General features: G+C 44.1%; 14 protein-coding genes and 1 riboswitch. Of the genes, 10 read left to right on the top strand and 4 right to left on the bottom strand.

The genetic code is table 11. The annotated features are described in order from the left end of the window. The first annotated feature begins 4 nt into the window (after positions 1 to 4). The 3 genes from BSHG_RS19575 (at position 5) to BSHG_RS19565 (ending at position 3907) form a co-directional block, all read left to right on the top strand. Complete coding sequence (locus BSHG_RS19575) at positions 5 to 1102, top strand: AAA family ATPase (protein WP_004348225.1); 1098 nt, start codon at positions 5 to 7, stop codon at positions 1100 to 1102. Between the two features lie 3 nt (positions 1103 to 1105). Further along, positions 1106 to 2221 (top strand): DUF6371 domain-containing protein, encoded by a 1116-nt coding sequence (locus BSHG_RS19570; protein WP_004292742.1) that lies wholly within the window; start codon positions 1106 to 1108, stop codon positions 2219 to 2221. 282 nt (positions 2222 to 2503) lie between these two features. Next, positions 2504 to 3907 (top strand): hypothetical protein, encoded by a 1404-nt coding sequence (locus BSHG_RS19565; RefSeq protein WP_004292734.1) that lies wholly within the window; start codon positions 2504 to 2506, stop codon positions 3905 to 3907. A 92-nt stretch (positions 3908 to 3999) separates the two neighbouring features. On the opposite strand, the gene BSHG_RS19560 is transcribed toward BSHG_RS19565, so the two are convergent. Continuing rightward, a complete protein-coding gene (locus tag BSHG_RS19560) occupies positions 4000 to 4965 on the bottom strand; it encodes a CfxA family broad-spectrum class A beta-lactamase (RefSeq protein WP_004339683.1) in 966 nt (321 codons plus the stop codon). A gap of 1024 nt (positions 4966 to 5989) precedes the next feature. Between BSHG_RS19560 and pncB the strand changes: the two genes are divergently transcribed. Continuing rightward, on the top strand, positions 5990 to 7156 hold the full coding sequence (gene pncB, locus BSHG_RS19555; protein ID WP_008657231.1) for a nicotinate phosphoribosyltransferase: 1167 nt from the start codon (positions 5990 to 5992) through the stop codon (positions 7154 to 7156). Between the two features lie 23 nt (positions 7157 to 7179). On the opposite strand, the gene BSHG_RS19550 is transcribed toward pncB, so the two are convergent. Both BSHG_RS19550 and BSHG_RS19545 read right to left on the bottom strand, forming a co-directional pair. Continuing rightward, on the bottom strand, positions 7180 to 8391 hold the full coding sequence (locus tag BSHG_RS19550; RefSeq protein WP_005802516.1) for a peroxiredoxin family protein: 1212 nt from the start codon (positions 8389 to 8391) through the stop codon (positions 7180 to 7182). Between the two features lie 748 nt (positions 8392 to 9139). Next, the gene (locus BSHG_RS19545) at positions 9140 to 11404 is read right to left on the bottom strand and encodes a cation:proton antiporter (RefSeq protein WP_008657233.1); all 2265 of its coding nucleotides are present in this window, start codon (positions 11402 to 11404) and stop codon (positions 9140 to 9142) included. Positions 11405 to 11588: 184 nt separating this feature from the next. After that, positions 11589 to 11808, top strand: a riboswitch (cobalamin riboswitch). Positions 11809 to 11945: 137 nt separating this feature from the next. Between BSHG_RS19545 and accC the strand changes: the two genes are divergently transcribed. Genes accC through BSHG_RS19530 form a run of 3 tightly spaced genes read left to right on the top strand, consistent with a single transcriptional unit; the run spans position 11946 to position 15520 of the window. Beyond that, positions 11946 to 13460: an acetyl-CoA carboxylase biotin carboxylase subunit gene (gene accC, locus BSHG_RS19540; RefSeq protein WP_008657235.1), complete on the top strand. Its 1515-nt coding sequence runs from the start codon at positions 11946 to 11948 to the stop codon at positions 13458 to 13460. Positions 13461 to 13464: 4 nt separating this feature from the next. Beyond that, a complete protein-coding gene (locus BSHG_RS19535; RefSeq protein ID WP_005790282.1) occupies positions 13465 to 13965 on the top strand; it encodes an acetyl-CoA carboxylase biotin carboxyl carrier protein subunit in 501 nt (166 codons plus the stop codon). A gap of 19 nt (positions 13966 to 13984) precedes the next feature. Further along, entirely contained in the window at positions 13985 to 15520 is a 1536-nt protein-coding gene (locus BSHG_RS19530) for an acyl-CoA carboxylase subunit beta (protein ID WP_005790286.1), read from the top strand. Positions 15521 to 15624: 104 nt separating this feature from the next. Here the strand turns inward: BSHG_RS19530 and BSHG_RS19525 are convergent, their stop codons facing one another. Further along, entirely contained in the window at positions 15625 to 16296 is a 672-nt protein-coding gene (locus tag BSHG_RS19525; protein ID WP_005797789.1) for a cysteine hydrolase, read from the bottom strand. Positions 16297 to 16693: 397 nt separating this feature from the next. Here BSHG_RS19525 and BSHG_RS19520 point away from each other — a divergent pair, with 397 nt between their 5' ends. The 3 genes from BSHG_RS19520 to BSHG_RS19510 all read left to right on the top strand — a co-directional run bounded on the left by BSHG_RS19520 (position 16694) and on the right by BSHG_RS19510 (position 21951). Then, on the top strand, positions 16694 to 18307 hold the full coding sequence (locus BSHG_RS19520; RefSeq protein WP_008657241.1) for a serine hydrolase: 1614 nt from the start codon (positions 16694 to 16696) through the stop codon (positions 18305 to 18307). Between the two features lie 749 nt (positions 18308 to 19056). Beyond that, positions 19057 to 20451, top strand: a complete 1395-nt coding sequence (locus tag BSHG_RS19515; RefSeq protein WP_032497305.1) for a helix-turn-helix domain-containing protein — start codon at positions 19057 to 19059, stop codon at positions 20449 to 20451. 90 nt (positions 20452 to 20541) lie between these two features. Next, complete coding sequence (locus BSHG_RS19510; protein ID WP_225550901.1) at positions 20542 to 21951, top strand: DNA/RNA helicase domain-containing protein; 1410 nt, start codon at positions 20542 to 20544, stop codon at positions 21949 to 21951. Positions 21952 to 22066: the final 115 nt, after the last annotated feature.

Consider the following 22066-nt stretch of genomic DNA (forward strand, 5'->3'; position numbering starts at 1 on the left):
TGATATGGAAGAGGATAAGAACTATATCAACCTGATACGTGGCGACCTCACAAAAGCATCCCAAGCGCATAACGGTATGCCCGACAGTGTAGGCATGATGAATATCAAGACGGCAAACCAAACCATTCTTGAAGCATCGTTATTGCCTACGCCCCGTGCGCTGTGGGACAGCTTTTGGTACGAGGGGGAACTCTCCTGCTTGTTTGCCGATTCCAACGTGGGCAAGTCCATCCTTGCCGTGCAGATAGCCGACCGCATCGCCCGAACCGACAATGTGCTGTATCTGGACTTTGAACTGTCCGAAAAGCAGTTCCAGCTCCGCTATACCAACGAGCATGGAGAGCTCTACACCTTTCCCGACAAACTCTATCGGGTGTCTATTGACTGCAACCAGCTTTTGGATGCCAACTTTGAGGAAGCTATCATAGGCGGCATTGAACAGATGGCTGTGCAGACCGACTGCAAGATTTTCATCATTGACAATCTTACCTACCTGTGTTGCGCCATGGAGAAAGGCGATGCCGCAGGACGGCTGATGATTCAGCTGAACAATCTCAAAAAGAGATATGCGCTCTCTATCCTTGTCCTAGCACATACGCCCAAACGCTCTTTGGATTGTCCCATCACATCCAACGACCTTGCCGGAAGCAAACGGCTCTACAATTTCTTTGACAGCGTGTTCACCATTGGAAAAAGTGCCCAAGACGGAGGGCTTCGCTATGTGAAGCAGCTTAAAGTGCGCTATGGCACGTTCTCTCATGATGCGGATAATGTAATCGTTTACGAGATTGACAAGGTGGATGCTTTCTTGCAGTTCGTGTTCAGGGGCTATTCCACGGAAAAGGAACACTTGAAAAAATTGGGCGACAATGAATCAAGCCAAAGGGATTGCCAAATTCTGCAACTCTCCCAATCGGGCAAGTCCGTCAGGGAGATAGCCTCACAGGTGAATTGTGGCAAGTCCACCGTAAACCGTATCATCCAGCGCAGCAAAGAGAGTAAAAACGCAGGTGTCCCAAGTGTCCCACTGTCCCAACCCTTAGAGTGTGGGACAATGGGACAGGATGGGACAGCCGACAATCAACCATCAAAAACGGACTAAGCTATGGGCAATTATTCATTACAGAAGTATAAAGGAACGGCAACACGGCATACCTGCCCCAAATGCGGAGACAGGCATTCTTTCGTCTATTACGTGGACGAAAATAATGTGCCGTTGCATCCATCGGTCGGCAGATGTAACCACGAAAGCGGTTGTGGGTATCACTACACTCCGAAAGAGTATTTTCAAGAGCATCCTGAACACAGAACTACCAATGATTTCTCTTTTGACAGGCAAAGAGCAGAGCAGAAGAAAGTGAAGCAGCAAAGTAAGCCGACAGCCATCGGCTATATTCCCCCTCACTATGTGGAGAAGTCGCAAAGCGAGCGTAGCAATTTCTTCCGTTTCCTCTTCACACTCCTTACTTCCTACTATGGCGACAAGGCGAAAGAGGTGTTGAAGCGGTTGTTGGAGGAATACCGTTTGGGGGCTACCCGTGACGGCTCTGTTATCTTTTGGCAGATAGACAGGACGGGCAAGGTACGCACGGGAAAGGTGATGCAGTACAATCCCGAAGACGGACACCGTATCAAGGGAGGACAGACATCGGCAGTGAACTGGATACACAGCATATTGAAAAAGCAGCGTGTGTTGGCAGAGGATTGGCAACTATCCCAATGCCTTTTCGGGGAACACTTGTTGAAAACGCATCCCGACAAGGTGGTGGTCTTGGTGGAATCCGAGAAGAGTGCCGTTATCGGTTCTGCTATCTTCCCCGATTATGTATGGCTGGCTACGGGTGGTAAGAGTCAGATGAGAGAAGAGAAACTCCGTGTACTGTCAGGGCGAACCGTGCTTCTCTTTCCCGATGCCGATGCTTATGCCGAGTGGAAACAGCGAGCCGAGAGCATGTACTTTTGTAAGGTGGTGGTTTCGGACATCATCGAAAGGAATGCCACCCCGAAACAAAAAGAAGCCCATATCGACATAGCCGATTGGATTATCTTTCAGATACGGGAGGGCAAGGTGATGAGTACAGCCAACCACTTGGTCGAGGCTGAGAGAATCCTCCAGCGGATGATAGAGAAGAATCCCGTCCTGCAAAAACTGATAGACGATTTAGACCTTGTGCTGGTCGGTGCATCTCCAATCGGCAACGATGATGAAAAACCTCCCTGACGGAGGAGAGCGGAAGCCGTAGGCTGGAGTTTGCAGACAATGGCTTGCCATTGATATAGCCCACTATAACTACACGCTCCGCTTACGTAGTTGTGGGCTCTCCCGAGGGGATTAGGGTTTTACCCTAATGACCCACTCAGGGCGTTTCTCCCCTGAGAACCCAGAGCAAAGAGTGACCCTCTCTTTGCAATCTCCGCTTATGGGTTGCACCCCTAAGAACCCCATGCGTTTACGGACAGCGGAAAAGCAAACAATAAAGTACAAACCAAAAAACAAGTATCTATGGCAACAAAATCAAGCATACATATCAAGCCCTGCAACATCGCATCGAGCGAGGCTCACAACAGGAGGACTGCCGAATACATGCGCCACATCGGAGAGTCCAGAATCTATGTCGTTCCTGAACTATCCACCGATAACGAACAGTGGATAAATCCCGACTTCGGCAGTCCGGATTTGCGGATGCATTATGACAATATCAGACAGATGGTAAAGGAAAAGACCGGACGTGCCATGCAGGAAAAGGAGCGTGAACGCAAAGGCAAGAACGGTAAAATAGTCAAGATTGCGGGATGCTCCCCCATACGTGAAGGAGTGCTGCTTGTCAGGTCGGACACCACACTGGCAGACGTGCGTAAATTCGGTGAGGAGTGTCAAAGACGCTGGGGAATCACACCGCTGCAAATCTTCCTGCACAAGGATGAAGGGCATTGGCTGAACGGTCAGCCGGAAGCGGAAGACAGGGAAAGCTTCAAAGTCGGGGACAGATGGTTCAAGCCGAACTATCATGCCCATATCGTTTTCGACTGGATGAACCACGAAACAGGAAAGAGCCGAAAGCTCAATGACGATGACATGATGCAGATGCAGACCCTTGCATCCGACATCCTGCTGATGGAACGCGGGCAGTCAAAGGCTGTCACTGGTAAGGAGCATCTGGAACGGAACGACTTTATCATTGAGAAGCAGAAAGCTGAACTGCAACGCATGGATGCAGCCAAACGGCACAAAGAAGAACAGATAAATCTTGCCGAGCAGGAACTGAAACAGGTGAAATCAGAAATACGCACTGACAAGTTAAAGAAGACAGCCACCACGGCAGCGACAGCCATAACTAGTGGAGTTGCTTCTCTTTTCGGGAGTGGAAAACTGAAAGAACTGGAACGTGCCAACGAAAAACTGCAAGACGAGGTTTCAAAACGGAACACCAATATTGAAAAATTGCAGAGCCAAGTACAGCAGATGCAGAAACAGCATGATACGCAAATCCACAATCTCAGAGAAATGCACAGGCAGGAACTTGACATGAAAGAAAAAGAACTGTCACGGCTCGCCAGAATCATAGACAAGGCTTTCAGGTGGTTTCCGATGTTCAGGGAAATGCTGCGCATGGAAAAGTTTTGTGCCATGCTGGGATTCTCTAAAGAAATGACTGAAAGTCTTATAGTCAAAAAAGAAGCCCTGAAATGTAGCGGTAAAATCTATTCCGAGCAACACAGGCGGAACTTTGATATAAAGGATGATATTTTAAGGGTGGAAAATGACCCTGACGATGAAAGCAGGCTGAACCTGACAATAAACAGGAAGCCGATTGCCGACTGGTTCAGGGAGCAATGGCACAGGCTTAGATATGGAGCAAGAGTGCCGCAACAGGAAGAAAGAAAAAGTAGAGGATTCAAATTATAATAGAAGCAATTTGATTAGTAATCTAAAAGCACTCCGATAACGATTAGAGTGCTTTTAGATTGTTTATCATTAATTATCAAAGCAAGTGCAGTTTAAGATTTTACTGAAGTTTGCATTAATAAAGAATATACTACAGCTGATATATGCGCAACATATTGTGACGCTTGTGATTCATTTCCCTTGAAATCCTTAACAAATACCGCTAAGGTATAACTGATATTATTAGGCAGACATATATAGGCAACATCATTGTGAGCTGCAAGAACACCATTTTCATTAACATAACCTGAACCTGTCTTATGCGCTATAACAACCCCTTCTTTATCAAGAAGTGGAGCTGCTATCCTATCTACACCTGTTTTGCATTCTTTTAACGTATTCTTAATGAAACTTTGTTTCTCATCATCGATAAGACCTTCAGTAAACAAACGATTCATCAACATTGCAGCACCAAGAGGAGATGTATAGTTAGAGTAAGCCTTGTTATGGTCAGCCGACATTTCCTCTTCCGTATAAGCTATCTGAAAACTTGAACGAGGAATGAGTGTGGCTATAAAACTATCTGTTTGAGCGACATTAACCATATCCTTAAACATAAGGTTGCTTGCATTGTTGTCACTCTGAGTAAGAGTATAACGCAGCAAATCTCTCACTGTCAATGATATGACTGGCCCTGAATAATCTTTCAGCATAGGACTCCAAGTCTTTGGGTCAAGTTTATCCCTATTTATATTTACTAAGGTATCAAGTGAAATTCCTTTATTGTCAAAGTCATTACAAAGAGCTAATGCCTGATGAACCTTAAACACACTCATCATAGGATAAACACTCTTATTATTGACCTTAACCGTATCTCTGTTATTAACAATAACCGCCACACCAATTTCGCCAGGACAAGCTGAGACAATTTGAGAAATGCTATCAGTCAAAACATTTGTTAAAGGAGGATTTGCGCTATCTTTTGTCGCTGATTTATGGAACAATGAAAATACCAAGATGAAAATGCAAACTAAAGCTATACTCAAAACTACGATTTGTTTTTTTCTGTTTTTTTCCATGTTTATATTATTTATATTTGTTTGACGAGAATATCTTTATTTGCCGACAAAGGTACATAACTTTACGGAAAAATATGTTTCTAAAATATATAAATAGACAGCTGTGGGGAAAATGTGGGGAAAAATTAGATAATTAAAAAGGCTAAATGACTGGAAATAATCACTTAGCCTTTTAATCCGTACCCAGACCCGTACTTCGTAATTGCTGCGCCCATCATTCAAGACTGTCAAATCGGGTCTTTCCTGTCAAGCCAATGATGCCTATGCGTATGCCAAACACATGGATTACGGATTTCTCGTTCCGTGAACAAACACTTTATCCGCAACTCTGCTATGTGGTGTATTGGCTTAACTCCATTTCTATGGGCAACACTTTTGTTGCAGATTTCAAGCAGCTTTTATCGAAATACCCATCAGTAAGAACTCGTTTATTAGGCTTTCCTCATAATTGGGAACAAGAGCCTTTGTGGAGATAAAATAATTGCCCTGTTTCTTAAAAAGCACTGGGGCAAACCAGCTCCGTCTTTAATTGTTTCCAATAAATGGATTGTTTCAAGCCCCTATAGAAAGAGAACAAAAATTCCTGTGTGAAAATTAATCTACGACAAGGAGCAAGCAAGGAGCAATATCAAACAAAAATCAATACCTTTGCAGTACATATGAGATAGACCAAAACAAAAGTGGAATATCGGAAACGAATAGCAAGGAAAAGAGAAGAAACGACCCAAGTTGATGTCCTTTTTGAGTTAATAATCAATAAAAGCGTTAAATCTTCACCTTTTAGAATGTGCAATTAAAAATAACAACCATATTTCTGACTTATTATCTATAAAATATTGAGTAATAATCGGTTGTAAATACCAACATTGTTTTTAATATCAGCTATCATCATTGAAATGAACACCGTGTATAAAGAAAATACTTTATCTTCGGAATGATGATTTTGCCATATGAACCGATACGGAATGGATTACTATAGAATATTTTGTATCTTTGACGAGAATAACAGAGAAAAAAGAACCCAATGATCATTCGTACCATACTCGATACAGACCTTTATAAATTCACTACTTCGTATGCTTATATCAAACTATTCCCGTACGCAATAGGCACTTTCAGCTTCAAAGACAGGGACGGGACTGAATATAGCGACGAGTTTGTGGAAAGATTGAGAACGGAAATCAGTCAGCTATCACACGTGGCACTGACCGAAAAAGAACTGGAATATATGATAAAGAACTGCCGCTTCCTGCCCAGGGTCTATTGGGAGTGGCTCTCTTCTTTCCGTTTCCAACCCGAGAAAATAGAAATCCGTCTGGACGAGAATCGGCAGCTTCACATCGAAGTGAACGACTATCTTTACAAAGCAACGCTTTATGAAGTACCTCTACTCGCCATCGTTTCGGAGATAAAGAACCAATCGTCCGGCAATGTTGCCAACCTGGAAGACATCCTGTACAAACTGTCCGAAAAGACAGAACTGTCCAATAAGCATCAGCTACTTTTCTCTGAATTCGGAACCCGAAGGCGCTTTTCGTTCGATGTGCAGAATCAAGTCATCGGGCACCTGAAACAGACAGCCCATTACTGTATCGGCACTTCCAATTGCCATTTCGCCATGAAATACGGCATGAAGCCCATGGGTACGCATCCCCATGAATGGTTCATGTTTCACGGAGCGCAATTCGGCTATAAACATGCCAACTATATAGCCCTTGAAAATTGGGTAAATGTATACGATGGCGACCTTGGCATCGCCTTGTCCGACACTTATACATCTGCCATCTTTCTAAGCAATCTAAGCCGCAAACAGGCTAAGTTGTTTGATGGCGTGAGGTGTGATTCCGGTGATGAATTCCGGTTCATCGATCAGCTGACCGCACGTTATAAAGAGTTGGGCATCGACCCGACCACCAAGACAATCGTATTCAGTAACGCACTCGACTTTGACAAAGCACTGGATATCCAGGAGTATTGCCAGGGAAAGATCCGTTGCTCTTTCGGCATCGGGACAAACCTGACCAACGATACGGGATTCAAGCCATCAAACATTGTCATGAAGCTATCGCAATGCAAGATGAACATGAACCAGGAGTGGCGCGAATGTGTGAAATTATCAGACGACATAGGGAAACATATCGGCAGCCCGGAAGAGGTGCGTGCCTGTCTATACGACTTGCGGTTGGAGTAACCTCCAACCGCAAATACATTTTATCATAACAGTGCTTTGATGGCATCTGTGATTTCTTCATCGGTCCGCCCCATTCGATACCCCCGGATGACCTTTCTGATCACCCGATCCTGATCTAATATAAAGAATAAAGGTGCCGCGCCATAAGTCCGGTATGACTTGACAATACCTTCATCACCGCACAAAAAACTATAATTTATTTGATTCTTATCCGCATAAGTTCGCAGCGAATGGGGTTCACGTCCCCAGGTTTCTATAGAAACCACTTCAAATTCACCGGCATTGAACTTCCCTTTCAATCCGTTCAGAAAAGGAATGGATGCATGGCAAGCACCACAACCGATACCGGTGAGGTTCACCAATAGCACTTTACTTTTAAATTCGGATAACGCCACCGGTTTCTCATACATATCTTTCAACATCCAGTCGGGAGCTTTCTGTCCTATAAGATCTGTCGCCGCAGGCTGAGTGACCTTTTTTTGCTCGCCATACTTGCGGATCTCATAGTCTTGGGGCACATAATCATATAAGTTTAAACCGGCTATCGACAATTGATTCAAGACTACATCCGAACAAGTAGTAGCAGAAATCTGATGCGACATTTCCCTGCGCATTTTATAAGGCAGACCGTCCGCTTTGCTAATCCACAATTCGTAAATCGAGGTCGGGTCTCCCAAATCAAAAGGAGGCTTCGGTATGTAGTACGCTTTTCCAAAAAATTCAACCTGCCTGTCTTCATGTATCACCAACTTGAAGTAATACGCTTCTCCTAAATCCTTCCATTCGGTGGTGATGCTATCTCCCGTACTCAAAGCATATCCGATGATATTCCGGGTATAACAAAAAAACGGAGGAGCCACCAACCTGAAAGGAAGGGATCTGGTCGTGAAATCATCGATCATAATCCCTTTATGCTCATGATAACTTATCATCCTCACGTTTCCATCATAACCAAATTCAAATCGCGTCGTATCCTTGGCGTCAAGACACACATAGCTCGCGCCGATGGTTGAATCAGAAGGATTGGTGTATTCTTTAATAAAACGATGAAAATTGGTAATGGCAACGGTATCGCCGGGTTGCCAGGACTGAGATTGCTCATGATAGGAAGCTGATTCTATCTTACCAAGATTACCGAGAACTTTTTTCAAATAAGTTCTCATATCCACATCATTCTTACCACAGACATTCATGACTAACAAGAATGAAATAACAGATAACAAAATGGACTTCATAGTATTTTATATTTTAGATACACGCAAATATAGCCAATGAAAACAGAAATCGACAAGCGGTATCCCAACTTTTATACTTAATAATAATATTATAATATCTACTAACTTTTCATAGAAAAGAGACACTTTAATGGCCCGAACACAAATAGACGAAGATATTCCTATTTTAAGATCAGAAAGAAACGATTTCTCTCTTTTTAATAACACACCGTCTATTCAAAACTTATGTAATAGAAAGATACAACGCATAGATATGACATTTACATACAGAAATCTACATTATATTGAGTAAATATACCATTTTACGTACCCAAAGACTTAACTCTTTCCGAAAAAGAAGTTAATGTTTTCCCGGTAAGAAGTTAGTCTTTTCTTCAGAAGAAGTTAGTCTTTTGTCCGGAAGAAATTAATAAAGCAAAAGAAGAGGTAAAATACATGCTTTCTGAAGTTATCAGAGACCTCAGAGGGAGCATTTACCAACTATCATTTTAGAGAACGGAATTGAGTTACATCAACAGAATGCTTCTATACCGGAAGATTATCAATTCATAATATCAGATAAAGAGCCCCAATCACATCATTTTAATTTTGACTAATGGCAAAACAACAGCTTTTTCGGGAGCAATCGCAAAGAAGCCCGGAAAGAAACGAATACAGCCCGTATTAAAAATACAGAATGACAGTTCGACGTGCTTCTGTCAAAATGAAAATCTTCATCTGAATCGTTTGTCTTTCCTCCTCTCTTTACTTACACATGCTTTTTCCGCATCAGGAGTTGTCTGATCTTCTCCCTGTCACCCACTATCCATACCAGATCTCCCAAACGGAAAACCGTACTTTGATTCATGGAAATCAACTCGTCTTCCCGCTCAATGGCAACGATAAGGCTGTCATACTGTTTTCCCAACCGTGACTGGGCAATACTTTTATTCAGGAGCGGAGATTCTTCATCTACCGTGAAAGAGTGAAGCGTCACCTCTTGTCGCACATTCTTTTCGTCCGGAAAATCCTGCCGGATGTCGAGTTCCGAACGAAACTTCTGTAACTGGCCGTCTGTACCGACCACGATCAACTTATCCTGCGGATAAATGCACTCGTCACTTTGCGGAATGTATATCCTCCGTTCTCCCCTGACAATCCCCACTACATTGACACCAAACTCACGCCTGAAAGGAAGTTCCTCCAGCGACTTCCCTATATAAGATGAATAAGGAGATACCCAAACGGAGGTCAACTCGATATCTTTATCACTAAACTCACTGTTGAAACGGCTCTTCAGCGGATAGCGATTCCGGGCTGCTTCCTCCCTTCCGTTCAGATTGGTCAGGAAGTGGTTCTCCAAATGCGAATATTGGGTGAGGTTCTCCCTGAGAAGAAGTATCAGTCCCAACACGGCAACAGCTATGACAATACCTATCCCGTAATTAAGACTAAAATAACTGATGACAACTCCCGCTATGAAAAAAACAGCCACCGAAACACGGAACAGAATCAACGCTACCAGCCTCCCGTGATTGTAATTGTCGTCATTCCACAACTTCAGAAACACGTCCGGAGAATTGTACTTATCTGAAACAAGAGCCCACAAGAAAGGAGTCATCAGCAAAAGGGTGAGCAGGCACATCACTACACTCAGCCATCGTCCCGGGGAATCAAACATTCCGTTTATCGTCGGGTATACGGTCTGAACGGACAACAGCCAAATAGCAGTAAGGAGGACACTGTAAATAATCACTCTTCCGACAATCGTTTTCAGTAACCGCTTCCAGTCACTATCATGATTGACGGTCTTCTTGCCGGAAGCATAACGGTCCAGGAATTCACGGGTCCGAGGGGAAAGTACTTTATAAAGCCATTCGGAAAACGGATTTGCCAACCGGATAAAATAGGGAGTGGTAAAGGTAGTGATAACGGATACCGCAACGATAATCGGGGGAACAAACGGGTCCAGCACCTTGAGCGAGGCTCCCAATCCCGCGATAATAAAAGCAAACTCTCCTATCTGGGCCAGACTGAACCCGGACTTGACGGAAACCTTCAGTGGTTCGCCGGATAGCAAGACCCCCAATGAAGAGAAAATCGATTTACCCACAAGAGTCACCAATGTAATGATAACCACCGGCCAGGCATACTGAAGCAGGACAGACGGATTGACCAGCATACCGACGGATACAAAGAAAATAGCTCCGAAAAGCTCTTTCACCGGCTGTATGATGTGTTCTATATGTTCGGCCTCAACCGTCTCAGCAAGAATAGATCCCATAATGAAAGCACCCAGCGCAGCCGAAAAACCGGTACGGGTAGCCAGCACGACCATTGCCAGGCAAAGCCCGAGAGAGACAATCAACAGAGTTTCATTATTCATCAACCGCTTTGCTTTTTTCAGGAAGAACGGAAGGATGAATATACCGACCAGAAACCACAAAATCAGGAAAAAGGCAACTTTCAGGACACTCATCAAGAGTTCCTCACCCACAAACTCTTTGCTCACCGCCATAGTAGAAAGGATGACCATCATCAGGATAGCGATCAGGTCTTCGACCACCAAGGTTCCGAACACAATGCCTGTAAACCGTTGGCTGCGCAAACCAAGATCATCAAAGGCTTTAATAATAATCGTGGTAGACGACATGGACAACATTCCACCCAGAAACACAGAATTCATCGTACTCCACCCCAACAGATGCCCCACCATAAAACCGATCAGTAACATACTGATCACTTCGGTTGTTGCCGTAATAAACGCTGCCGATCCGACATTCATCAATTTTTTAAAGCTAAACTCGAGTCCGAGAGCAAAAAGCAAAAAGACAACTCCGATCTCAGCCCAGGTATTGATGTTCTCCATATCGCCAACAGTCGGGAAGATGCGGACATAAGGCCCGGCCAGCAATCCGGCAACGATATATCCCAGGACCAGGGGTTGCTTCAGCCATTTAAATAAAAGAGTAATGATACTTGCGGACATCAGTATTAAGGCAAGGTCAGCAATCAAGGTAGGTAAATGTGACATAGTATGGTATGTATATTTCGTTAGTACTTCATTCCGTTTTATGCTCGTTTATTGTACCCAAAGAACAATCGGTAGTCCGTTTGTGTTCCGTATATATGACATTTATTTTGAAAAAAAGCTGCGGGGGCATTGCACAAAACTGAACTTTTCGTGCAAAAAGTATCCATCCTATTCAATATTTCTCTATATTTGTCGCCGAATTGGTTCGGAATCCGTGGTCAACGGACGAAGATTAAAAGGGAATCGGGTGTAAATCCCGGACAGTCCCGCTGCTGTGAAACTCTGTATAGCATCTTATCAATCAGCCAATTTCGTACCACTGACAGAAAAAGCAAACTCTGTCGGGAAGGTCCCGGTAAGATGTAGAGTCAGTCAGAAGACCTGCCATTCGTGAATAAGAGCATTCTCTCCTCGTGGGTTAGGAAAGAAAGCATCGTTGTTAAGCCCCAAATCGTAGAAATACTGTGTTTTCATCGGGTGGACGTATGTCCGCAGGGTGGAAAAGCGCGAATATGTATATGCATTTAATTGAGAAATGAATATGATTAAAAGAATCTTAGTCGCCAACCGCGGTGAAATTGCCGTGAGGGTGATGCGCTCCTGTCGGGAGATGGAAATAACGAGCATTGCCGTTTTCTCGGAAGCGGACCGAACAGCGAAACATGTGCTTTACGCCGATGAAGCTTATTGCATCGGACCGGCAGCATCGAAAGAGAGTTATCTGAATATAGAAAAAATCATTGAAGTGGCAAAGTCATGCCACGCAGACGCCATTCACCCGGGATACGGGTTCTTATCGGAAAATGCAACCTTTGCCCGCCGTTGCCGGGAAGAAGGCATCACCTTTATCGGTCCTGACCCGGAAACAATGGAAGCCATGGGAGATAAAATCTCGGCACGCATCAAGATGATCGAAGCCGGGGTACCGGTAGTTCCGGGCACTCAAGACAACCTGAAAAGTGTTGAGGAAGCCGTAGAACTCTGCAACCAAATCGGCTATCCGGTAATGCTGAAAGCCTCGATGGGCGGTGGCGGAAAAGGAATGCGACTGATTCATCATGCAGACGAAGTGGCCGAAGCCTATACAACAGCCAAGAGCGAATCGCTTTCCTCGTTCGGAGACGACACGGTCTATCTGGAGAAGTTTGTGGAAGAACCCCATCACATCGAGTTCCAGATACTGGGCGACAAGCATGGCAACATAATTCACTTGTGCGAACGTGAATGCTCGGTGCAGCGCCGCAACCAAAAGATCGTAGAAGAGAGCCCTTCAGTTTTTATCACACCGGAACTGCGCCGGGACATGGGCGAAAAGGCAGTAGCCGCTGCCAAGGCCGTGAACTACATCGGCGCGGGAACCATTGAATTCCTGGTGGACAAGCACCGCAATTATTACTTTCTGGAAATGAACACCCGCCTGCAAGTGGAACATCCCATCACAGAAGAAGTAGTCGGCGTAGATCTGGTAAAAGAACAAATTAAGGTAGCCGACGGACAGGTACTGCAACTGAGACAAGAGGACATCCAGCAACGGGGACACGCCATCGAATGCCGCATCTGTGCGGAAGATACGGAAATGAATTTCATGCCCAGCCCGGGTGTCATCAAGCAAATCACAGAACCCAACGGTATCGGAGTACGCATCGACAGCTATGTATACGAAGGATACGAGATTCCGATTTATTACGATCCGATGATCGGCAAACTGATCGTGTGGGCCACCACACGGGAATATGCCATCGAACGGATGCGCCGCGTGCTTCACGAATATAAGTTGACGGGCGTAAAGAACAACATCAGTTACCTGCGCGCCATCATGGATACACCCGACTTTGTGGAAGGACACTATGACACAGGCTTCATCGCCAAAAACGGTGAAGTGCTTCAGCAATGCATCACGCGCACCAGTGAGCGTGCGGAAAACATTGCGCTGATTGCCGCCTACATGGACTACCTGATGAACCTGGAAGAAAACAACAGCGGACTGGCAGCGGATAACCGCCCGATCAGCAAGTGGAAAGAATTTGGATTGCACAAAGGGGTATTAAGAATATAAAAGTATGGAAATACATATAGGAAATCGCGTGGCCGAAATAGAATTGGTCAGCAAGGAAGACAACAAAGTGGTTCTCACCATCGACGGAAAAACGTTCGAAGCGGACGTTGTCATGGCAGAGAACGGGAATTGCAACATCCTGATGGACGGACGCAGCTCCAACGCCCAACTGATTCGCAAAGAGAACGGAAAGAGCTACAAAGTGAATACACACTACAGCAGCTTCAATGTCGAGATTATAGACAGCCAGGCGAAATACCTGCGCATGCGCAAGAAAGGTGAAGAGGAGCAGAACGACCGTATCACTTCGCCCATGCCGGGCAAGGTGGTGAAAATCCCCGTCAGTGTGGGACAAGAGATGAAGGCCGGAGAAACGGTCATCGTCATCGAAGCCATGAAGATGCAGAGCAACTACAAGGTGACTTCGGACTGCCGGATTAAAGAGATTTTGGTGCAGGAGGGCGATAACATTGCCGGAGAGCAGACGCTGATAACGTTAGAATAAAATTAAAGCAAGAATAACAATGGAAGATATAAATAAAGCTTATGCCACGTTCGCCGAACGTGATCGCATCGCTTCTCTGGGTGGAGGCGCAGCCAAGATTGATATACAGCACGAAAGCGGAAAAATGACCGCCCGCGAACGCATCGACATGTTGCTGGATAAGGGTACATTTGTAGAGCTGGACAAGCTGATGGTGCACCGTTGCACCAACTACGGCATGGACCGGAACAAGATTCCGGGAGACGGCGTCGTGTCGGGTTACGGAAAGATCGACGGACGGCAAGTATTTGTCTATGCCTATGACTTCACCGTTTACGGCGGTTCGCTATCGGCATCGAATGCCAAGAAGATAGTCAAGGTGCAGCAACTGGCTTTAAAGAACGGTGCCCCGATCATTGCACTGAACGATTCGGGCGGTGCACGTATCCAGGAGGGAATCGAAAGCTTGTCGGGTTACGCTGACATCTTCTACCAGAATACGATGGCAAGCGGAGTGATTCCCCAGATCTCGGCCATTCTGGGTCCTTGTGCCGGAGGAGCCTGCTACTCTCCCGCACTGACGGATTTCATCTTTATGGTGAAAGAGAAAAGCCACATGTTCGTTACCGGGCCGGACGTCGTGAAAACGGTGATCCACGAAGAAGTCAGCAAAGAAGAGCTGGGCGGCGCCATGACACACAGCAGCAAGAGCGGTGTGACACACTTCATGGCCAACACCGAAGAAGAGCTGTTGATGTCGATCCGCGAGCTCCTCTCATTCCTCCCGCAAAACAACATGGACGAGGCACGCAAGCAGAATTGCACCGACGACGTCAACCGTGAAGACGCCTCACTGAACAGCATTGTCCCTGCCGACCCCAACGTACCGTATGACATGAAGGAGATCATCGAAAGAGTAGTCGATGGAGGCTATTTCTTTGAGGTGATGCAGAACTTTGCCAAGAACATTATTATCGGTTTTGCACGCATGGGCGGACGCTCGGTAGGCATCGTAGCTAACCAACCGGCTTATCTGGCCGGAGTGCTCGACATCGACGCCAGCGATAAAGCAAGCCGCTTCATCCGCTTCTGCGACTGCTTCAACATTCCGCTGATTACATTCGAAGACGTACCGGGTTTCCTGCCGGGGTACACCCAAGAGAACAACGGCATCATCCGCCACGGAGCCAAAATTGTGTATGCTTTTGCTGAAGCAACAGTACCCAAGTTGACCGTAATCACCCGGAAGGCTTACGGCGGTGCTTACATCGTAATGAACTCCAAACAGACGGGAGCAGACGTGAACTTTGCCTATCCGAGTGCAGAGATCGCTGTAATGGGTGCCGAAGGTGCGGTGAACATTCTGTTCCGCAAGGCAGACGCAGAGACGAAAGCCCAAGAGCTGAATGCCTACAAAGAGAAGTTTGCCACCCCCTATCAGGCTGCCGAACTGGGATTCATTGACGAAATCATCCTGCCGAAGCAGACCCGCAAACGCCTGATACAGGCATTGGAGATGACAGAGAACAAGATGCAGACCAATCCGCCCAAGAAGCACGGAAACATGCCGCTTTAAACAGCTGGCGGATGGAGTAATCATAAGAGAGAGGAGGGTGAATACCAGTTTCAACACCTCCTCTCTCTTTTTTTAACCTGACTACTTTAAAAAAACGCTTTCACTTATCGCTGCCGCATCTCGTTTACAAATTCATCCGTTGTATACACCTTTTCCGCCAACAACGTGAAGTTGATAAACGCTGCCGTATCGGCATCCATCCCCGGAAGCTTGGCAGAAGCCGTAGCATCAAACACCACCGCTGCCTCAAATCCCCGTTCCTGCAACTCGCGCAAATGGGATTCTGCACAGAGATTGCCGGACATGCCGCACACCACTACTTTATTGACCCCGCGCTTACGGAGTTGCAGAATCAGATCATTGTTTTCCGGACCGTAAAGTTTGTGCGGAGCTGTAACGATGATATTCGTGCCTTCGTTGATATAAGGCTTGTAGAGATCCAGCCAGTCGGCACCCGAACCTTCAAATCCCTCACCGGTCAGTTGTCCCCGGCGCTCAAACATACCCGTGTCATGCATCAGTTTCTCGATAGGCCCCTCAAAAAGCCATTGGTGATCGTGTTTGTAATAATAGTGTGGAGAGATGAATACCAGCATACCTTTCGCTGCCGCTACCTCAAAGATGCGGCGGAGGTTCTCTACCGTACCGTTCTTCTGTATATTCTCTCCAAAAGCTCCCCAACCTAAACCGTTCTCACTCAGGAAATCGTTTTGTGGGTCTGTCATTACAATCGCTGTATGTTCGTCAATAACGAACGGGGTATTGATACCTTCCATAATCTTTTTCTGTTTTTAGATGTTTATATTCATTTTCAACCCGGGTGCTGCCGTATCGGGCAGCCTCCGTTTTTTTCGACTTTGCAAAGGTCGGTATTCGGTACGGTACGGGAAATGGCCATTCAACCGGATAATTTGGCAATTCTTCCCGATTACACAAAAGCATCTATTTTCATCCCGGAAAGGGACCGGTATAGGAAGGAAGCCGGAGCAGGAACACCTATTTATATATAAAACACTTATGTTATAAACCATTAGACAGTAACTCCCGAGAGTTCTTTTTTGTATTCGGGAATAATTGCCTATTCAATATGTGATATCGCTATTTCCCGTGAATTAAAAGCCGCCTATCTTTGCAACATCAGATTGAGACAACTAAAAGAAGACCCAAAACGTTATGAAAAAGAATTTATTAATTTTAGTCGCACTGCTGACATCGGCAACGATATCGGCACAGAACGGAGGAACCATTATGAAGAAGTATGAGAACCAACTACCGCAAGCCGGCAGAGGAAACGTACATGTTGCCTACCAAGGCAAAGCCATCGACCAAATGATTTACGATTTTATGGAAGAACAGGGAATACCGGGCATGACACTTGCCATCGTACAGGCACCTTATATTCCGCGTGTAGCAGGCTACGGAGTGACGGACCTTGAAAAAGGAAACCTTGCCGCTGCCAAGACTCTTTGGCCCATCGGTCCCATCTCACAAGGATATGCAGCCGTGGCAGTGATGCAGCTCTACGAAAAAGGAAAACTAGACCTGAACGACCCGATCGGCAAGTACCTGAAAGATATACCCGAAAACTGGAAACCGATCAGTATCCTTCAGTTGATGCAACACAGTTCGGGCATTGCGGACTATCGTAATGAAAAGGGATTCGATGTATCGGCCGATTATCGCCCGGAACAACTGATCGAAACGGTAGCCGCCATTCCGCTCGCCTTCGAACCGGGGACAGACGTGAAACAGAGCGCCACAAACTTTCTGCTACTGACTTCTATCATCGAAAAGACCGGCAAGATGCCGTATCACGACTTTGTGAAAAAGTATCAGATCGACTACCTGGGACTGAAACAGACATTCTTCGGCAAAGACCTGGCGAAAGTAAAACAGGAGGACGTGACCCTCACCGGCAACGTGCATCAGACATTCAAAAAAGATAAAGACTACATCAATCCCTCAGAAACGACTACCGGATATGTGGAAAAAGAGGGTCGCCTTGTCGCCGCACCGGCTGTCAGCCCGACGGCACTGAAAGGATTCTCCGACATCTGGGCATCAGCCGAGAATGTGAGCCACTGGGACATCGGACTGGCGGGAAGTGCATTGATCGAAAAGCCCGAAAACCGTGACATGGTGTACAAGCCAACCCGGCTGGCCAACGGCAAGGTAGTACCTGCCATGGCAGGATGGCAGTTCTATAACCACAACGGCCTGATGGACATCAAAGGCAACGTATCGGGCCATTCGGCTTTCCTGAGTCGATTTACGGACGCCTCGGAACTAGTGTGCGTTACCCTACTGGCCAATAAAGAGGGGGTAGACCTGACAAATCTGGGACGCCGTATCGCAGCCGCTTTCGACAGTGATAAGATGGGTACGGGAGCCAACGACAACCTGCTCTATACTTATGAAAGCCAGTTCAGCGTGCCCGAAACCATGACGCGCATCGAGCAGACCCTCCACACGATGGGCGTTCCCGTCTTTGCCAAGTTCGATCACGGGAAAAACGCCGAAGAAGTGGGATTACAACTCCGCCCCAACCAGGTCATCGTTTTCGGTTCACCGAAAGTTGGCACAAAACTGATGCAGGACAACCCGAGTATCTCGATCGAACTGCCGCTGAAGATCTCCGTTTGGGAGGACAAGAACGGAAGCGTATGGGCCACGTTCCCACAGATGAGGACGATGGCGGCCGAATACGGGCTGGAAGCCGAACCGGTAATCGGAAAGATGCAAGAACTACTGGAGAAAATCGTAATTAAAGGGGCAAGCGTATACTAACTTCCTGCTGTAGGGATAAACGCTTTTCCTATAGACATCACTTTTAAAGAAAGAAAAACGATACAAGGGGCTATCCGACTTTTGGGATAACCCCTTGTACTATCGTCTATTTCGGTAAAAAGCCTTATCTTACCATTGCAAAAAACTGAATAGCAATGGCCAAGATAGTATTTAAAGAGTTAACTTCCAATCAAAATGTACCTTTTCCGGCTCGTTTATCAGAAGAGTCACCTTCATACATATGAAAAAGGATCATATGAAAAACGGCCAATTGAAACCCACCTATAAATACAGATTACTACAGAGAAGCAGTTCGTTACAAATCCGGAAACTTATAGGCAAGCCGGAGATACGGCAACTTTTATTCCTTTTTTGAAAGATTTTCAAGAGATTTATCATAGACAATCCCTTATACAGTAGTAATTCATGCCGTTCTGGTCAGCATCATACATCAGGCTATACGCATTGGTCTCTTCGAAGAGCCGTTGTGGAAATATAAAAACAAAAAAGAATTGTTATATTTATAAATGAAATTTAATGTAGAACCTGATATAACTGATAGGGAGAATAGAAAGAAAATAGGAATTGTCAGGATGGAAGAATGGAAAAATTTAACAGAGAGTAAATGCAGTGAATTAAGGGGAAGGACTTCGAGTGGATATTCCACAGCCATAGACAAAATATATTGCAAAACCAACAACTTAAAATCGCAACAAATAACTATTTTTGTACCACTATTACAAAAGTTCATGCTGAATACAGAAAATATACAATCACTCATTGATAGTGGAGAGGGCTACAATGTGGAATTTAAGGTTCGTGTTCCTTCTAAAGTTCGCGAGCTGACAGAAGAAATATGTGCTTTCGCCAATGCAGATGGAGGATATTTGCTTATTGGTGTGGATGACAATGGGCAAGTCGTAGGTACAAATTTAGAAAACGACAAGCGTTCCGCCATTCAAGGCTCTATTAGCGAAATATCTCCGGCACTTCATTGCGAATTGTGTCCGGTAAGCATAGAAGATAAAACAGTTTGGGTGATTGATGTTCCGTCCGGCAAGGATAAACCTTATATATTTTCCGGTTCTATCTATGTACGTGAGGGAGCAAACTCACAGAAACTCCGCACAGTCGAAGAAATGCGCAGTTTCTTTCAGGAGTGTAACAAAATCTTTTTCGACCATATTCCCTGCTATTGGTTCAATATCTACACGGATGCAGATGAACAGATGATAAAGGATTTCCGAACAGAAGCCAAACTAAGTCCGTCCACACCCGGCAAACAAATATTTGAGAACTTGGAATTATTTACTGAAAATGGAACGGCAAAGAACGGTGCAGCAATGTTCTTCGGCAAACAACCTGAACGGAAGTTTCCACACGCTGTCACAAGATGTGTTCTCTTCAAGGGAACAAACAAAGTCTATATTATAGATGATAAAACATTCGGAGGTTCACTATACCAGCAATATTTATATGCTATGGCTTGGCTGGAAAGTAAACTGCAAGTAGCCTATAAAATAGAGGGAGCAGGACCGAGAGAGGAAATTTGGGAAATACCTCTAACCGTATTTAAAGAAGCCATTATAAACGCCCTGTCACATCGTGACTATTATGAACAAGGCGCAAGTATTATGATAGAAATGTTTGATGACAGAGTAGAAATCTCCAATCCCGGAGGACTTTTACCCGTTGTAGCTAAAGATTTCGGGCATAAAAGCATGACACGTAATCCGTTAATTTTCGGTTTATTTACCCGTATGCACTTGGTTGAAAGAGTTGCATCCGGCATTCCTCGTATGCGGGAAGCTATGCGGAAAGCTAATCTGCCCGAACCAGAATTTCATACGGAAGGGATATTTACAGCAGTATTCAAAAGGGGTATCAGTATCAATCATGATACCGTAAATGATACCGTAAATGATACTGTAAACTCAAAAGAGCAGGAGGTTCTAAACATCATCAAGCAATATCCGGGACTTAATTCGTCTAAGATAGCAGAATTAATAGGGAAAAGTGTACCTACTGCTAAACGCTATTTAAATTCTTTGGTTAGATTGGAATTAATAGAATTCAAAGGTGCTCAAAGAAATGGTGGATATTATTGGAACAACAAAAATAATGAAACATCAGGTAAAAATTAATCTTTATAAATTCGTACTATGAGGAATATCAATATTCTATCTATCATAGAAGCTTATCGAAAACTAAGTAATACTCTATTCCAAAAACTTATGAATAGTTACGGAATAACTAGTGGAATAAAGAATTACGAACTTAATGGTATAGAATCCTTTGTGGATGAATTGCTAAAAGCAAATAATAACATTTCTATTGTTAACAGATATTATTTAGGTTATTCAATACCACAAATTGGAAAAGAATTTGACTTACTAAGGTTTGGCCATAACTATATTATCAATATAGAAATTAAAACAGAGAGTTCAATAGAGAAGATATTAAAACAACAACAAAAGAATAAATACTACCTCAGTTTTTTGGATAAGCCACTTCATATTTATACCTTCATTTCAAATGAAAATAAACTGTATAAACTTGTAATCAGAAATAATGGGGATGAAATAGAAGAAATAACCTTTAATGAATTATGCAATATATTGATGTCTCAAGAAGTAGTGACATTTAATAATATCGATGATTTATTTAATCCATCTGATTATTTAGTTTCTCCTTTCAATTCTCCGGAAAAATTTATGTCAGAGGGCTATTTCCTGACAGTTCAGCAGGAACAAATATATAAGGAAATTCAAACAAAGTTATCTGACACCGCAACAAATTTCATAGCCTTAACAGGGGGCGCAGGAACAGGTAAAACATTATTAACTTATCACATAGCTAAAGAAACTATCCAGAGAGGTAAAAAAGTACTCATTCTACATTGTGCCCCACTAAATAGTGGCCACCAAATTTTAATGGACGAATATAATTGGAGTATATATATGCCTAAGTATGCTCCCAATACGATAGATTTCGACTTAATCATAATTGATGAAGCTCAACGAATGTATCCATATCAATTTGATAAATATATAAAAGAAGTACGTACTCTCAATAAAAAGTGTATCTTCTCATACGATGAAAAACAATATTTACGTGACAATGAGAAACAATATCATACCAAAGAAAGGATTGAAAAAGAATTATTATGCACTCCCTATAAGCTAACAGATAAAATTAGAACAAATAAAGAAATTGCATATTTTATAAGACAACTTTTCAATATCAAAAAGAATATACCCAATATAGACTATACCAATATTGAGCTTACATATTGTAAAGATTGTTACTCAGCAAAGTTATTATTGCAAGAATTATTGGAAAGAGGTTGGAAAACACCTAATTATACCCCAGGAACACGCTCTTTTTTCCACTATGAGGCATATTTATCTAATGATACAGAAAGCGCACATTCTGTAGTTGGTCAAGAATTCAATAATGTTGTAGTAGTCATAGACGAATCTTTCAAGTACAACTCCCAAGGAGATCTAATTGCTGATAATACTTATTATTCACAAAGACAAATGTTATATCAAATAATCACTAGAACTAGGAAAAAATTGCATATCGTAATAATTAACAATGAAGTCATGTTAAATAGATGCATAGACATACTAAGTAAATAGTTTTACCAATAAGCAATCTCAACCAAAGAAATATAAAGAGACACACTATCTTTACATTTAGAAATCGTACCCAAGATACAAACTAGTGTCAAATGGTGCTAAGTTGTGAAAACCT

It is taken from the genome of Bacteroides sp. 3_2_5, from assembly GCF_000159855.2.
Lineage (GTDB): Bacteria > Bacteroidota > Bacteroidia > Bacteroidales > Bacteroidaceae > Bacteroides > Bacteroides fragilis.

Coding starts and splice junctions, on each gene's coding strand:
- BSHG_RS19545 (WP_008657233.1), bottom strand. CDS start 11,404: ATGTCACATTTACCTACCTTGATTGCTGACCTTGCCTTAATACTGATG.
- BSHG_RS19515 (WP_032497305.1), top strand. CDS start 19,057: ATGCTGAATACAGAAAATATACAATCACTCATTGATAGTGGAGAGGGC.
- BSHG_RS19565 (WP_004292734.1), top strand. CDS start 2,504: ATGGCAACAAAATCAAGCATACATATCAAGCCCTGCAACATCGCATCG.
- BSHG_RS19570 (WP_004292742.1), top strand. CDS start 1,106: ATGGGCAATTATTCATTACAGAAGTATAAAGGAACGGCAACACGGCAT.
- BSHG_RS19535 (WP_005790282.1), top strand. CDS start 13,465: ATGGAAATACATATAGGAAATCGCGTGGCCGAAATAGAATTGGTCAGC.
- BSHG_RS19510 (WP_225550901.1), top strand. CDS start 20,542: ATGAATAGTTACGGAATAACTAGTGGAATAAAGAATTACGAACTTAAT.
- BSHG_RS19530 (WP_005790286.1), top strand. CDS start 13,985: ATGGAAGATATAAATAAAGCTTATGCCACGTTCGCCGAACGTGATCGC.
- BSHG_RS19550 (WP_005802516.1), bottom strand. CDS start 8,391: ATGAAGTCCATTTTGTTATCTGTTATTTCATTCTTGTTAGTCATGAAT.
- BSHG_RS19520 (WP_008657241.1), top strand. CDS start 16,694: ATGAAAAAGAATTTATTAATTTTAGTCGCACTGCTGACATCGGCAACG.
- BSHG_RS19560 (WP_004339683.1), bottom strand. CDS start 4,965: ATGGAAAAAAACAGAAAAAAACAAATCGTAGTTTTGAGTATAGCTTTA.
- accC (WP_008657235.1), top strand. CDS start 11,946: ATGATTAAAAGAATCTTAGTCGCCAACCGCGGTGAAATTGCCGTGAGG.
- pncB (WP_008657231.1), top strand. CDS start 5,990: ATGATCATTCGTACCATACTCGATACAGACCTTTATAAATTCACTACT.
- BSHG_RS19525 (WP_005797789.1), bottom strand. CDS start 16,296: ATGGAAGGTATCAATACCCCGTTCGTTATTGACGAACATACAGCGATT.
- BSHG_RS19575 (WP_004348225.1), top strand. CDS start 5: ATGGAAGAGGATAAGAACTATATCAACCTGATACGTGGCGACCTCACA.